The following is a 14,069-nucleotide window of genomic DNA, read 5'->3' as shown; positions in this document are numbered from 1 at the left end:
GAGTGCTGACATGGCTCGGACGTTGCGCACGCTGCTCACCCAGGACCTGCTGGACCGGATCCATGAGCGTGCACCGCAGCACGACCGGGACAACACGTTCCCGCACGACGACCTCGCGGACCTGGTCGCCGCCGGGTACCTGACCGCGTTCGTGCCCACCGAGCTGGGCGGCGCGGGGCTGACGCTCGAGGAGGTCGCGCGCGAGCAGGTTCGGCTCGCCGCTGCGGCGCCGGCCACCGCGTTGGCGGTCAACATGCACCTGGTGGTGACGGGGCTCGCCGCGTTGTTGGTGGCTCGCGGCGACGACTCCGTCGAGTTCGTCCTGCGGGACGCCGCCGCGGGGGAGGTCTTCGCGTTCGGCAACTCCGAGCCGGGCAACGACCTGGTGATGTTCGGCTCGCGGACGCGTGCGGAGCGGCAGCCCGACGGCTCGTACCGGTACACCGGGACCAAGATCTTCACGTCGCTGTCGCCGGTGTGGACGCGGCTGGCGACGTTCGGTCTGGACGACTCCGACGCCGACGACCCCCGGCTCGTGCACGGCGTCGTCTCCCGCTCCGACGGTGGTATCGAGGCGCGCGACGACTGGGACACCCTCGGGATGCGCGCCACCCAGTCGGCGACCACGGTGCTGGACGGCGCGCTGGCCCCGGCGGACCGCGTCTACCGGTCGCTGCCGCCAGGCCCGAGCGCGGACCCGTTCGTGTTCGCCCTCTTCGCCGTGTTCGAGATCCTGCTCGGTGCGGTCTACACCGGCATCGGCCGGCGGGCGATCGAGCTGGGCATCGAGGCGGCGCGCCGTCGGACCTCGATGAAGTTCGACGGTCGTGCCTACGCGCAGGACCCCGACATCCGCTGGCGGATCGCCGACGCGGTGCTGGCGCAGGACGGGGCCGAGCTCCAGGTGTTCGCCCTCGCTCGCGACGTCGACGAGCAGGTGGACCACGGCGCGCGCTGGTTCGCCCAGCTGGTGGGGCTCAAGGTCCGCGCCACGGAGTCCGCGCGGGTGGTCGTGGACAACTCGATCCGCGTCTCCGGCGGAGGGTCCTACTTCTCGGGGAGCGAGCTCGGGCGGTTGTACCGCGACGTGCTCGCGGGGATGTTCCACCCGTCCGACGACGAGTCGGCGCACGCGACGCTCGCGACGTCGGTGCTGGGACCGCCGGAGGCCTGACGTGGAGCTGCCCGGCGTGCTGGACCTGCCCGGAGCACGGCTGCGCGCACTGCGGGAGGACGACTGGGCGCTCGACCACTCCCTCTCCCGCGTCGCCGACGTGGCGCAGTGGACGTACTACCCGGCGGACGTCGGCGTGGACGAGGCGCGCGAGCGCGTGGCACGGAGCCTGACCCAGCGTGCCGAGGGTCGCGGCGGGCGGTTCGTCGTCGAGCGGTCCGGGGTCCCGCTGGGCACGATCGGGCTGTCGCTGCGTGTCGACGGCCCCCACCTGTACTACGCGTTCCTGCCCGCCGGCCGCGGGCTGGGTCTGGCCACGGAGGCCGTCCGTGCCCTCTCGCGATGGGCTCTGGAGCACGGCGCGGACGTCGTGCACGCCCGGACGATGGTCGGGAACGTGGCGAGCGAAGGGGTGCTCGAACGGGCGTCGTTCGACCGTGGTCCCCTCGACGTGGAGCCCGACGGCGTGTCCGTGACGCGGTGGTCGCGCCGGGCGGACTCACAACCTACTCTCAAGTAACCTACGCACCCGTAGGTTACGATCGGGGGATGACGACCGTGGGACCCAGCCGACCGAACGCCGCCTCGACGGGTGCCCCGCGAGACGTCGCGATCCCCGACGAGCCGCTCACCGCGGCGCTCGACCGGGCAGCCCAGCGGTGGCCCGGGCGGACGGCCGTGGACTTCCTCGGAGCGTCCACGACGTACGCGGAGCTGGCCGACGCCGTCGCGCGCGGGGCGCAGGTGCTGCTCGACCTCGGCGTCCGGCCGGGGGACCGGGTCGCCCTGGTGATGCCGAACTGCACCGGGCACGTGATCGCCTTCTACGCGGCGCTCCGCATCGGTGCGGTCGTCGTCGAGCACAACCCCACCTACTCGGCGGGCGAGCTCGCGCACCAGCTGGCCGACTCGGGGGCCGTCGTCGCGCTCGTGTGGGAGAAGGCGGTGCCGCGTGTCCTCGAGACGCTTGCGCGGACGTCGCTCAAGGCCGTCGTCGCCGTGGACCTCTCCGCCGACCTGCCCCGGGGCAAGCAGCTCGCCCTGCGCCTGCCGCTGCCCAGCGCCCGCCGAGCCCGGCACGCCATGTGCGGCGCGGTGCCGCCGGCGTTCCCCATGTGGCACCGGCTCGTCGCCAAGGCCGCGCCCCTCGACCCGGCGCACCCGACGCCGTCGTCGTCGGACGTCGCACTGCTCCAGTACACCGGCGGCACCACCGGGACGCCCAAGGGCGCCATGCTGACGCACCGCAACCTGGTGGCCAACGCGGTGCAGGGTCACGCCTGGACCGGCGTGGAGCCCGGCACCGACGTCGTCTACGGGGTGCTGCCGTTCTTCCACGCCTTCGGGCTGACGCTCTGCCTGAGCTACGCGATGCGGGTCGGCGCGACGCTCGTCGCGTTCCCGTCGTTCGACCCCGCGATGGTCCTCTCCGCCCAGAAGCGCCTCCCGGGGACCTTCCTGCCGGCCGTGCCGCCGATGCTCGACCGACTGGCCGTCGCCGCCGCGGCGTCCGGCGCGGACCTCACGTCGTTCCGGTACGCGATCTCCGGTGCGATGGCGCTCCCCGCGGCGACCGCGAAGAAGTGGGAGGACGTGACCGGCGGGCTCGTCGTCGAGGGGTACGGGATGACCGAGACGTCGCCCGTCGCGCTGGGCAACCCGCTGACGGGAGCGCGCCGCCCCGGCACCCTCGGCCTGCCGTTCCCGAGCACCAGTATCCGGGTCGTGGACCCCACCGACGTCACCCGCGAGGTCGAGCCGGGGGAGCGTGGGGAGCTGCTGATCCGCGGCCCGCAGGTGTTCGCCGGCTACTGGGGTCGGCCCGACGAGACCGCGGAGCAGCTGCTCGACGACGGGTGGCTCCGGACCGGCGACATCGTGACGGTCGACGGGACCGGGTGGGTCGTGCTGGTGGACCGGATCAAGGAGGTCATCGTCAGCGGCGGCTTCAAGGTCTACCCCTCGCAGGTCGAGGACCACCTGCGCGGCATGCCTGGCGTGGCGGACGTCGCGGTGGTCGGGGTCCCCGGGGGCGATCTCGGCGAGACCGTGGTCGCCGCCGTCGTGCTCGAGCCCGGCGCCCGCGGGATCGACCTGGACGCCGTCCGCGCATGGGGCGAGCGGCACCTGGCGCGCTACGCGCTCCCGCGCCGGCTGGTTTTCCTCGACGAGCTGCCGCGGTCGCAGGTCGGCAAGGTGCTGCGCCGCGTCGTGCGGGAGTCGGTCCTCGCCGGCTGACCCCGACGGCATACTGCTCGGCGTGGACGACCTCAAGGACCGCGTTCGTGACGCCTTCCGATGGCGGGGAGATCGGACCGACGAGTTACGCCGCGCTGATGTCACCGGGTGGTGGCGCGACGCCGATGTCCTGAAGCGTCTGGGTCCGGCTCTGGCGGCTCTGGCCCCGGACGTCTCGCCGACGGTCGTCCTGGGTCCGCAGTCACGCGGGTACCTGGTCGGAGCGCTGGTCGCGCGCGAGCTTCGGACCGGCTTCGTCGAGGTACGCAAGGATCCCGGCCGATCGGCCGACAGCGACGCCTGGTGGGAGGTGTCGACCGGCCCCGACTACCGCGACCGGAACCTCTCGCTCGGAGTCCGTCGGGACCACCTGCGCGCGGGTGACCGGGTCCTCTTCGTCGACGAGTGGGTGGACACCGGGGCGCAGGCCGAGGCCTGCCACCGTCTGGTCGGGGCCAGCGGCGCGACCTGGCTCGGAGCCGTCGTGATCGTCGACGCGCTGGACCGGCCGAGCCTTCGCCGCGAGCTGCGGCTCCGGTCCCTCCTGCACGTCCGCGAGCTCGGCTGAGTCCTCACCAGCCGCGGGCGCGCCACTCGTCGAGGTGCGGGCGTTCCGCTCCGAGCGTGGTGTCCGCCCCGTGGCCGGGGTAGACCCAGGTGTGGTCGTCGAACCGGTCGAACACGCGCGCGACCACGTCGCCGTACAGCTGGTCGAACGCCTCCGGGCTCGTCGTGCGGCCGACGCCGCCCGGGAAGAGCGAGTCACCGGTGAACAGATGGGTGCGCCCGCCGGGCTCGACGTAGGCGAGCGCGATCGACCCGGGGGTGTGGCCGCGCAGCGCGATGACGTGCAGGGCGAGGTGGCCCACGTGCAGGACGTCGCCGTCGTGCAGGCGCCGGGCGACCGGGACGTCGGTCGCCTCCGCGACCGCCGCGGCGTCGTCGGCACCCGCCGCGGACGAGGCGCCGGTGACGGCCACCAGCGACTCGAGAGCACGGTGGTGGTCGGCGTGCCGGTGCGTGGTGACGACGAGGTCGAGCTGGGACGATCCCTCGCGGACCAGCTCGAGCAGGCGGTCCGGCTCGTCCGCCGCGTCGACGAGCACCTGGGACCGGTCGGAGCGGCACGTCAGCAGGTAGGCGTTGTTGTCCGTCGAGCCGACGGCGGCCTTGCGGATCTCGATCTCGTCGAGCACACGGAGGTCGGTCGGCCCGCCGGCCCGCACGTCACCGGTGTACGTCACGGCGACCTCCTCTCGAGCGCCTTGTCGTGGCTGTGCACCGCCCGCACGAGCGCCAGGTGGGACAGCGCCTGGGGCAGGTTCCCGGCCATCCTGCGTCCGACCGGGTCGTACTGCTCGGCCAGGAGCCCGACGTCGTTGGCGAGGCCGACGAGGACGTCGAGCACGGCGGTGGAGCCCTCGACGTCGTCCGTCCGCGCGAGGGCGTCCGCGAGCCAGAACGAGCACGCGAGGAAGGCGTGCTCGTCGCCGGCGACGCCGTCGTCCGTGCGTTCCGTGCGGTAGCGCCGTAGCAGCCCGGGGGAGACCTCGAGCTCCTCGCGGATCGCCGCCAGCGTGGCCAGGACGCGGGCATCGTCGGACGGCAGGAAGTCGACCTGGGCGATCTGCAGCAGGGCCGCGTCGGTGTGCGTGGCGCCGTAGGCCTGCACGAACGTCCCGCGCTCGGCGTTCCAGCCGTGCGCCAGCACGTCGGCACGGATCGCGTCACGCTCCGCGCGCCACCTGTCGACCGGTCCCTCGAGGCCGTGCATCTCGACCGCACGTACCGCGCGGTCGACGGCGGCCCACGCCATGACCTTCGAGTGCGTGAAGTGCCGCGGCTCGCCGCGGACCTCCCAGATCCCCCGGTCCGGCTCCCGCCAGCGGCGCAGGAGGTCCTCGACGAGGTGGCGCTGGAGCGACCAGGAGTCGGCGGTCTCCCGCAGCCCGGATGCGCGCGCCAGCTCGAGGGCGCACATCACCTCGCCCAGCACGTCGTTCTGCACCTGCCCGACGGCGGCGTTCCCCACCCGGACGGGACGCGACCCTGCGTAGCCGGTGAGGTGGTCCAGCTCGGTCTCGGGGAGGTTCCGACCGCCGTCGACGCGGTACATGATCTGGAGGTCGGCAGGGCTGCCCGCCACCGCGCGCAGCAGCCAGTCACGCCACTCCGTCGCCTCCTCGCGGTAGCCGTGCTCGAGCAGCGCCTCGAGCGTCATCGCCGCGTCCCGCAGCCAGCAGTACCGGTAGTCCCAGTTGCGCTCGCCGCCGAAGTCCTCCGGCAGCGAGGTCGTGGCGGCTGCGACGATCCCTCCGGTCTCGTGGTCGGTGAGCAGGCGAAGGACCAGCAGCGAGCGGACGACGGCCTCGCGGTAAGAGCCCTGGTACGCGCAGTTTCGCGCCCACAGGCCCCACTCGATCTTGGTGGAGTCGATCCGGTCCTCGATGGTCTGCCGGGGCACCACGGGGTCCCACGAGCGCGTCCAGGTCAGCGCCAGCTCGACCGCCTCGCCCTCGCGCAGCGTGAACCGGTCCGCGTGCCGGTGGTCCGCGGGGGCGGGGAGGCGGTCGCCGCGCAGCAGCAGGGAGTCCGGCCCCGCGATCGCCCGGATCGCCTCGTTCCCTTCCTGGTCCGTGAGGCGGCGGACCCAGGGGACGACCGAGCCGTAGCCGAACCGGACCACCCACTCGTGCTCCACCTCGACGGTTCCGCGCGTGCAGGCGAGCCGGCGTACGAGGTCGGACCGCCCGTCGCTCAGCGGCATCGTCTCGAGCACGACGGCAGTCCCGTGCGCGGTCTCGTACGTGGTCTCCAGCACGAACGAGTCGTCGAGGTAGCGCCGGGTCACGGACGTCGCGTCCCGGACCGTGAGGAGCCAGCGCCCGTTGTCCGAGGTGCCCAGCAGCCGGGCGAACGCGGCCGCCGAGTCGAACGTCGGCAGGCACATCCAGTCGATCGAGCCGCGCAGCGAGACGAGGGCGGCCGTCCTTCCGTCGCCGAGCACGGCGTAGTCCTCGATGGGCACCAGCGGGGGGTCGACGACGGCGTCGGGTCTGTCCACGAGGTGAGCATCCTCCGGCGCCGGGGGAGCGGCACGTCGACCGGCTGTGGTTCCGCTCACGTCGAACAGATGTGCGATTGTCGGTGGGGCCACGTAGACTCCCCGCCGTGAACGAACGACTGGTGGTGCAGGGCGCCCGCGAGCACAACCTTCGGAACGTCGACCTCGATCTCCCGCGTGACAAGCTCATCGTGTTCACCGGTCTGTCCGGTTCCGGGAAGTCGTCGCTGGCCTTCGACACCATCTTCGCGGAGGGCCAGCGGCGGTACGTCGAGTCGCTCTCCGCCTATGCGCGGCAGTTCCTCGGGCAGATGGACAAGCCCGACGTGGACTTCATCGAGGGCCTGTCGCCGGCGGTGTCGATCGACCAGAAGTCCACCAACCGGAACCCGCGGTCCACGGTCGGCACGATCACCGAGGTCTACGACTACCTGCGCCTGCTGTTCGCCCGCGCCGGCACGCAGTACTGCCCGGTCTGCGGCGAGCGCGTCACCGCCCAGACGCCGCAGCAGATCGTGGACCGGCTGCTGGAGCTGCCGGAGGGCACGCGGTACCAGGTGCTCGCCCCGGTCGTCCGCGGTCGCAAGGGCGAGTACGCCGACCTCTTCAAGGAGCTCCAGAGCAAGGGGTTCGCGCGCGCCCGCGTGGACGGTGAGGTCGTCCAGCTCACCGAGCCGCCCGCGCTCGAGAAGAAGCTCAAGCACGACATCGAGGTGGTCATCGACCGCCTGGTCGCCCGCGAGGGGGTCCAGCGCCGGCTCACCGACTCCGTCGAGACCGCCCTCGGCCTGGCCGGCGGGCTGCTCGTCGTCGAGCTGGTGGACGCCGACATCGACGACCTCACGCGCGAGCGCCGTTTCTCGGAGCACCGCGCCTGCCCGAACGACCACGTGCTCACGCTCGACGAGATCGAGCCCCGGACGTTCTCGTTCAATGCCCCGTACGGCGCGTGCCCGGAGTGCACCGGCATCGGGTCGCGGCTCGAGGTGGACCCGGACCTCGTGGTGCCCGACGAGGACCTCTCGCTCGACGACGGAGCCGTCGCCCCCTGGTCGCAGATCTCCAGCGAGTACTTCGGCCGGGTGCTCAGCGCGCTCGCCTCGGACATGGGCTTCTCCACGTCCGTGCCGTGGCGCGCGCTGCCGCAGCGGGCCAAGGACGCGGTGCTGCACGGCCAGAACCACGAGGTGAAGGTCCGGTACAAGAACCGCTGGGGTCGCGAGCGGCAGTACTCGACGGGCTTCGAGGGCGTCATCACGTTCCTCGAGCGCCGGCACAACGAGACCGACTCGGACTGGAGCAAGGAGAAGTACGAGGCCTACATGCGCGAGGTCCCGTGCCCCGTGTGCGAGGGCGCGCGGCTCAAGCCCGAGGTGCTCGCGGTCAAGGTCGGCGGCAAGTCGATCGCCGAGGTCTGCACCCTGCCCATCCGGGAGGCCCGCGAGTTCCTCGACGCGCTCCAGCTGGGCGAGCGCGAGCGCGCGATCGCCGCGCAGGTGCTCAAGGAGATCCAGGCGCGCCTCGGCTTCCTGCTCGACGTCGGGCTCGACTACCTCTCCCTGACCCGCCCCGCCGCGACGCTGTCGGGCGGCGAGGCGCAGCGCATCCGGCTGGCCACGCAGATCGGCTCCGGCCTGGTGGGCGTGCTCTACGTGCTCGACGAGCCGAGCATCGGCCTGCACCAGCGGGACAACCGCCGCCTGATCGACACGCTCACGCGCCTGCGGGACCTCGGCAACACGCTGATCGTGGTCGAGCACGACGAGGACACCATCCGCACGGCGGACTGGATCGTCGACATCGGCCCGGGTGCGGGCGAGCACGGCGGACGCGTGGTGCACTCCGGCGACCTGGCGGGCCTGCTGGCCTCGGCCGAGTCCGTGACCGGCGCGTACCTGTCCGGGCGCCGCTCGATCCCGATGCCGCCGCTGCGCCGACCGGTCGACGCCAAGCGCCAGCTCACGGTGATCAACGCGCACGAGCACAACCTCCAGGGGATCGACGTCTCGTTCCCGCTCGGCGTGCTCACCGCGGTGACCGGCGTGTCCGGCTCGGGCAAGTCCACGCTGGTCAACGCGATCCTCTACACGGTGCTCGCCAACGAGCTCAACGGCGCGCGCCAGGTGGCGGGCCGGCACAAGCGCGTGACCGGTCTGGAGCACCTGGACAAGGTCGTGCACGTGGACCAGGGCCCCATCGGCCGGACGCCGCGCTCCAACCCGGCGACGTACACCGGGGTCTGGGACCACGTCCGCCGGCTGTTCGCGGAGACCACCGAGGCCAAGGTCCGCGGCTACGCCCCCGGCCGGTTCTCGTTCAACGTCAAGGGCGGCCGCTGCGAGGCGTGCTCCGGCGACGGCACCCTGAAGATCGAGATGAACTTCCTCCCGGACGTGTACGTCCCCTGCGAGGTCTGCCACGGCGCCCGGTACAACCGCGAGACGCTCGAGGTGCACTTCAAGGGCAAGACGGTGGCCGACGTGCTCAACATGCCGATCGAGGAGGCCGCCGAGTTCTTCGCCGCGGTCCCCGCGATCTCGCGGCACCTACGCACGCTCGTCGACGTCGGCCTGGGGTACGTCCGGCTCGGTCAGCCGGCGCCGACGCTCTCCGGCGGTGAGGCGCAGCGCGTCAAGCTCGCCGCGGAGCTCCAGCGCCGCTCGACGGGCCGGACGATCTACGTGCTCGACGAGCCGACCACCGGCCTGCACTTCGAGGACATCCGCAAGCTGCTCGGGGTGCTCCAGTCGCTGGTCGACAAGGGGAACTCGGTCATCGTGATCGAGCACAACCTGGACGTCATCAAGAACGCCGACTGGGTGATCGACATGGGTCCCGAGGGCGGCAGCGGCGGCGGGCTCGTCATCGCCGAGGGCACCCCCGAGCACATCGCCTCGGTCGAGGCGAGCCACACGGGACGGTTCCTCGCCGAGGTGCTGGAGCCCGTCGCGACGCCGGTGAAGCGCCGCGCGGTCAAGCAGCGCGTCCCGGCGTGACCCGACCTGTGCAGCGGCTCGGCTACGTCCGCGAGCCGCGCCGGTCGAGCCTGCGTCGACCGTGAGCGGCTCAGTGCGCGACGGTCTGCGCCATGCGCACCGGCACGGGCTCGTGGCGCACGGGGAAGTTCACCGAGCGCGAGATGAAGCAGTGCTCGTGGGCCTGGTGATGGATGCCGGCGAGCACGTCGTCGGTGACCGCGGCGCCCGTGGGCAGGTGCGCGCCCGCGGCCACCGTCACGCGCGGCCTCAGGACGACCTCGCGGAACTGGCCCTGACCCGCGGCCTCGACGCGCATCGTGCCCACGGCCTGGTCCTCGTACGCGACGACGGTCACTCCCGCCGCGGAGGCGAGGTGCAGGAACCAGAGCATGTGGCACTGCGCGAGCGCGCTGACCAGGAGCTCCTCGGGGTTGTACCGCGACGGGTCGCCGCGGAACGCAGGGTCCGACGACCCCAGCAGGGGCGGCTTCGACCCGATCCGCACCTCGTGGTCGCGGCTGTACGCGGTGTAGCTCGAGGTGCCGGTCCGGCCGGCGCCGGTCCACGTGACGTCGACGGAGTACGTGTGCAGGGGGCCCATCAGGCCACGGTAGCGGTCCTGCCGTTCGGTGACGTGGGTGCTGCGAACTACGCTCGACCGCATGGCTGATCCCGCCACGTACCGTCCCGCACCGGGGGAGATCCCGGACTCGCCGGGCGTGTACCGCTTCCGTGACGAGCACGGCCGAGTGATCTACGTCGGCAAGGCCAAGAGCCTGCGGTCGCGCCTGTCCAGCTACTTCCAGGACCTGTCCGGCCTGCACCAGCGCACCCAGCAGATGGTGACCACGGCGGCCTCCGTGCAGTGGACGGTGGTCGGGACCGAGGTCGAGGCACTGGCGCTGGAGTACTCCTGGATCAAGGAGTTCGACCCGCGGTTCAACGTCAAGTACCGCGACGACAAGTCGTACCCGTACCTGGCCGTGACGCTGGCCGACGAGTTCCCCCGCATCCAGGTGATGCGGGGCGCCAAGCGCAAGGGCACGCGCTACTTCGGCCCGTACGCGCACGCGTGGGCCATCCGGGAGACGGTCGACCTGCTGCTGCGAGTGTTCCCGGTCCGTACGTGCTCGGCGGGCGTGTTCAAGCGCGCGCACCAGCAGGGTCGGCCGTGCCTGCTCGGCTACATCGACAAGTGCTCGGCGCCGTGCGTCGGCCGCATCTCGCCGGACGACCACCAGCAGCTCGCGCAGGACTTCTGCGACTTCATGGCGGGCGACACCGCGAAGTTCACGCGCCGGCTGACGGCGCGCATGAAGGAGGCGGCGGCGGAGCTGGACTACGAGCGTGCGGCGCGGCTGCGCGACGACATCGCGACACTGGAGCGGGCCACCGAGAAGAACGCGGTGGTGCTGGCGGACGGGACGGACGCGGACATCTTCGCGCTCTCCGGCGACGAGCTGGAGGCGGCCGTGCAGGTGTTCCACGTGCGCGACGGCCGGATCCGGGGCCAGCGCGGCTGGGTCGTGGAGAAGGTCGAGGACGTCACCGACGCGGAGCTCGTGGAGCACCTGCTCCAGCAGATCTACGGGAGCGAAGCGGAAGCGAGCGGCCGTGCTGAGGGATCGGGAGCGGGCTCGTCGGCGGTCCCGCGCGAGGTTCTCGTTCCGGTGCTGCCGCCCGACGTCGAGCAGGTGCAGGCCTGGCTGACCGGGCTGCGCGGCAGCAAGGTGTCGGTCCGGATCCCGCAGCGGGGCGACAAGCGGGAGCTGGCGGCGACGGTGCACCGGAACGCCGAGCACGCGCTCGTCCTGCACCGGACCCGTCGCGCGGGGGACCTGACGACGAGGAGCCAGGCGCTCCAGGAGATCCAGGAAGCGCTCGACCTCCCGTCGGCCCCCTTGCGGATCGAGTGCTACGACGTCTCGCACAACCAGGGCACGTACCAGTCGGCATCGATGGTGGTGTTCGAGGACGGCCTCGCCCGCAAGAGCGAGTACCGCCTGTTCACCATCCGCGGCCCCGAGGGGCAGGGCGCCCGCGACGACACCGCGGCGATGCACGAGGTCATCACGCGACGCTTCCGCCGCTACCTGGCCGACCGTGCGGACGCGCGGGACATCGAGCTGGGGACCGGCGAGGACGACGACGGGCTGCCGCTGCGGTCGGGACCCATCGACGAGGTCACGGGCAAGCCGGTCCGGTTCGCGTACCCGCCGAACCTCATCGTCGTCGACGGCGGCCCACCCCAGGTCGCCGCGGCCGCCGCCGCGATGGCGGAGCTCGGCATCGACGACGTCGCGCTGGTCGGGCTGGCCAAGCGGCTGGAGGAGGTGTGGCTGCCGGGGGAGGCGTACCCGGTCATCCTGCAGCGCAGCTCGGAGGGTCTGTACCTGCTCCAGCGGCTGCGTGACGAGGCCCACCGCTTCGCCATCACGGCGCACCGCAAGCGCCGGAGCAAGGGCATGACGACGTCCGTGCTGGACGGGGTGCCCGGTCTCGGGCCGGCGCGACAGGCGGCGCTGCTGCGGCACTTCGGGTCGGTCAAGCGGCTGCGGGCGGCCTCGGTCGAGGAGATCGCCTCGGTGCAGGGGATGGGGGACCGCACGGCGGTGGCGGTCGTCGCTGCGCTGGCGTCCCCGGGAGTGGCGTCGGACCAGGTCGCCGAGTCGGCTGGCATGCTGGAGGCATGAGCGACGAGCCTTCGCCGATCACGGTGCCCGCCGGGATCCCCGCCCTCGAGGCGGCCACCGAGGCGCCCCACCTGAGCCAGCCGCAGGTCCTGATCATCACCGGGATGTCGGGGGCCGGCCGCACGCGAGCCGCCGCCGTCCTGGAGGACCTCGACTGGTACGTGATCGACAACCTCCCCGCGCAGATGCTCACGCACCTCGTCGGGATGCTCACCAGCGGCCCGGCCGGCGCGGGGGCGCAGCGGCTCGCCGCCGTGATCGACGTGCGGGGCCGGGAGTTCTTCCGCGACCTGTCGCCGGTGCTCCAGGGCCTGCGCGAGTCCGGGGTCGAGTACCGGATCCTGTTCCTCGACGCCTCCGACGAGGTGCTGGTCCGGCGGTTCGAGCAGGTCCGGCGCCCGCACCCGCTCCAGGGTCAGGGTCGGATCCTCGACGGCATCGCGGAGGAGCGCGCGATCCTCGCGGACCTGCGCGAGCGGGCCGACACGCTCATCGACACCTCCGAGCTCAACGTGCACGACCTCGCCCGCGAGGTGCGCTCGGTCGTGGCCAGCGGTGCGGAGGACGTGCTGCGGATCTCCGTCGTCTCGTTCGGGTTCAAGTACGGGCTGCCCCTGGACGCCGACCACGTGGTGGACATGCGGTTCCTGTCCAACCCGTACTGGATCACCGAGCTGCGGCACCTCACGGGCCGTGACGCCCCGGTCCGCGACTACGTGCTGGGCCTGCCGGGCGCCATCACCTTCGTCGACCGGTACGTCGACGCTCTCGAGCCGGTGCTCGCCGGCTACCTGCACGAGGAGAAGCGGTACGTGACGATCGCCGTGGGGTGCACGGGCGGCAAGCACCGGTCGGTCGCCGTGAGCGAGGCCATCGCCGCGAGGTTGCGGGACCGGGGACATCTCGTCGCCGTGTCGGCCCGCGACCTCGGCAAGGAATGAGGGCGGCCGCCCCGGCCGTCGTCGCTCTCGGTGGTGGCCACGGCCTGTCGGCGTCCCTGTCCGCGCTGCGCCTGATGACCGACCGGATCACCGCGGTGGTCACGGTCGCCGACGACGGCGGATCCTCCGGGCGGCTCCGCGACGAGCTCGGCGTCCTGCCGCCCGGGGACCTGCGGATGGCCCTGGCCGCCCTGTGCGACGAGTCCGACTGGGGCCGGACCTGGCGCGACGTGCTGCAGCACCGGTTCAGCTCCACGGGTGACCTGGACCAGCACGCGGTCGGCAACCTGCTCATCGTGGCGCTCTGGGAGCTGCTGGGGGACACCGTCGAGGGTCTCGACTGGGTGGGCAGGCTGCTGGGCGCCCGGGGCCGGGTGCTGCCGATGTCGTCGGTGCCGCTGCTCATCGAGGCCGACGTGGTCGACCGGACCGGTGCCACGAGGCGCGTGGTCGGCCAGAGCGCCGTGGCGGCGACCACGGGGACCGTCGCCCAGGTCCGGCTCGAACCGGCGGACCCGCCCGCGTGCCCGGAGGCCGTCGCGGCGATCGAGGCGGCCGACTGGGTCATCCTCGGCCCCGGGTCCTGGTACACGTCCGTGCTGCCGCACCTGCTGGTCCCGGGCCTCAAGGACGCCCTGCACCGGACGGCGGCCCGCACGATCGTCACGCTCAACCTCGCGTCGGGTGAATCGGGGGAGACCGCCGGGATGCGCTCCGAGCAGTACCTGGACGTGCTGAGGTCGCACGCGCCGGAGCTGCGGATCGACGCGGTCGTCGCGGACCCGACGGCCGTCGAGGACGTGTCGGCGCTGTCCGCCCGCACCGCGGACCTGGGCGCGCGCCTGCTGCTGCGCCAGGTCAGCCGCGGCGACGGGACCGCCAGGCACGACCCGTTGCGCCTCGCGGGCGCGTACTCGGACGTCCTCGACGGGTTCCTCGGCGACGTCGGCACGCGCGAGAACCCACCCGAGTAGGTGACGG

At 72.6% G+C, this 14,069-nt stretch carries 11 protein-coding genes; 8 read left to right on the top strand and 3 right to left on the bottom strand.

Annotation, left to right across the window (positions count from 1 at the left end; translation table 11 throughout):
* Positions 1-10: 10 nt before the first annotated feature.
* Genes HP550_RS20635 through HP550_RS20620 form a run of 4 tightly spaced genes read left to right on the top strand, consistent with a single transcriptional unit; the run spans position 11 to position 3,980 of the window.
* Positions 11-1,174: an acyl-CoA dehydrogenase family protein gene (locus tag HP550_RS20635; protein ID WP_175349567.1), complete on the top strand. Its 1,164-nt coding sequence runs from the start codon at positions 11-13 to the stop codon at positions 1,172-1,174.
* Between the two features lies 1 nt (position 1,175).
* A complete protein-coding gene (locus HP550_RS20630; RefSeq protein WP_175349566.1) occupies positions 1,176-1,694 on the top strand; it encodes a GNAT family N-acetyltransferase in 519 nt (172 codons plus the stop codon).
* A gap of 29 nt (positions 1,695-1,723) precedes the next feature.
* Complete coding sequence (locus HP550_RS20625) at positions 1,724-3,412, top strand: AMP-binding protein (protein WP_175349565.1); 1,689 nt, start codon at positions 1,724-1,726, stop codon at positions 3,410-3,412.
* A 22-nt stretch (positions 3,413-3,434) separates the two neighbouring features.
* On the top strand, positions 3,435-3,980 hold the full coding sequence (locus tag HP550_RS20620) for a phosphoribosyltransferase family protein (protein WP_175349564.1): 546 nt from the start codon (positions 3,435-3,437) through the stop codon (positions 3,978-3,980).
* Positions 3,981-3,984: 4 nt separating this feature from the next.
* Here HP550_RS20620 and HP550_RS20615 read toward each other — a convergent pair whose 3' ends face one another.
* The gene (locus HP550_RS20615) at positions 3,985-4,656 is read right to left on the bottom strand and encodes an MBL fold metallo-hydrolase (RefSeq protein ID WP_175349563.1); all 672 of its coding nucleotides are present in this window, start codon (positions 4,654-4,656) and stop codon (positions 3,985-3,987) included.
* Entirely contained in the window at positions 4,653-6,476 is a 1,824-nt protein-coding gene (locus HP550_RS20610; protein ID WP_343048299.1) for a glycoside hydrolase family 15 protein, read from the bottom strand. Before HP550_RS20610 ends, HP550_RS20615 begins: the two co-directional genes overlap by 4 nt.
* A gap of 107 nt (positions 6,477-6,583) precedes the next feature.
* On the opposite strand from HP550_RS20610, the gene uvrA reads away from it, so the two are divergent.
* Positions 6,584-9,472 (top strand): excinuclease ABC subunit UvrA, encoded by a 2,889-nt coding sequence (gene uvrA, locus HP550_RS20605; RefSeq protein WP_175349562.1) that lies wholly within the window; start codon positions 6,584-6,586, stop codon positions 9,470-9,472.
* Between the two features lie 70 nt (positions 9,473-9,542).
* Here the strand turns inward: uvrA and HP550_RS20600 are convergent, their stop codons facing one another.
* A complete protein-coding gene (locus tag HP550_RS20600) occupies positions 9,543-10,055 on the bottom strand; it encodes an OsmC family protein (RefSeq protein WP_175349561.1) in 513 nt (170 codons plus the stop codon).
* Between the two features lie 61 nt (positions 10,056-10,116).
* Here HP550_RS20600 and uvrC point away from each other — a divergent pair, with 61 nt between their 5' ends.
* From uvrC to HP550_RS20585, 3 genes are read left to right on the top strand one after another with little or no spacing between them, the layout of a single operon-like run.
* Positions 10,117-12,147, top strand: coding sequence for an excinuclease ABC subunit UvrC (gene uvrC / locus HP550_RS20595; protein ID WP_175349560.1), 2,031 nt, complete (start codon positions 10,117-10,119; stop codon positions 12,145-12,147).
* Positions 12,144-13,088, top strand: a complete 945-nt coding sequence (rapZ, locus tag HP550_RS20590; RefSeq protein WP_175349559.1) for an RNase adapter RapZ — start codon at positions 12,144-12,146, stop codon at positions 13,086-13,088. The genes uvrC and rapZ overlap by 4 nt, the downstream gene beginning before the upstream one ends.
* Positions 13,085-14,062 (top strand): gluconeogenesis factor YvcK family protein, encoded by a 978-nt coding sequence (locus tag HP550_RS20585; protein WP_175349558.1) that lies wholly within the window; start codon positions 13,085-13,087, stop codon positions 14,060-14,062. The genes rapZ and HP550_RS20585 overlap by 4 nt, the downstream gene beginning before the upstream one ends.
* Positions 14,063-14,069: the final 7 nt, after the last annotated feature.

Origin of the sequence: Cellulomonas humilata (assembly GCF_013359775.1) — a bacterium.
Taxonomy (GTDB): domain Bacteria; phylum Actinomycetota; class Actinomycetes; order Actinomycetales; family Cellulomonadaceae; genus Cellulomonas; species Cellulomonas humilata.
The sequence above is the reverse complement of the archived record's forward strand: the minus strand, read 5'-3'. Positions and strand labels throughout refer to the sequence as shown.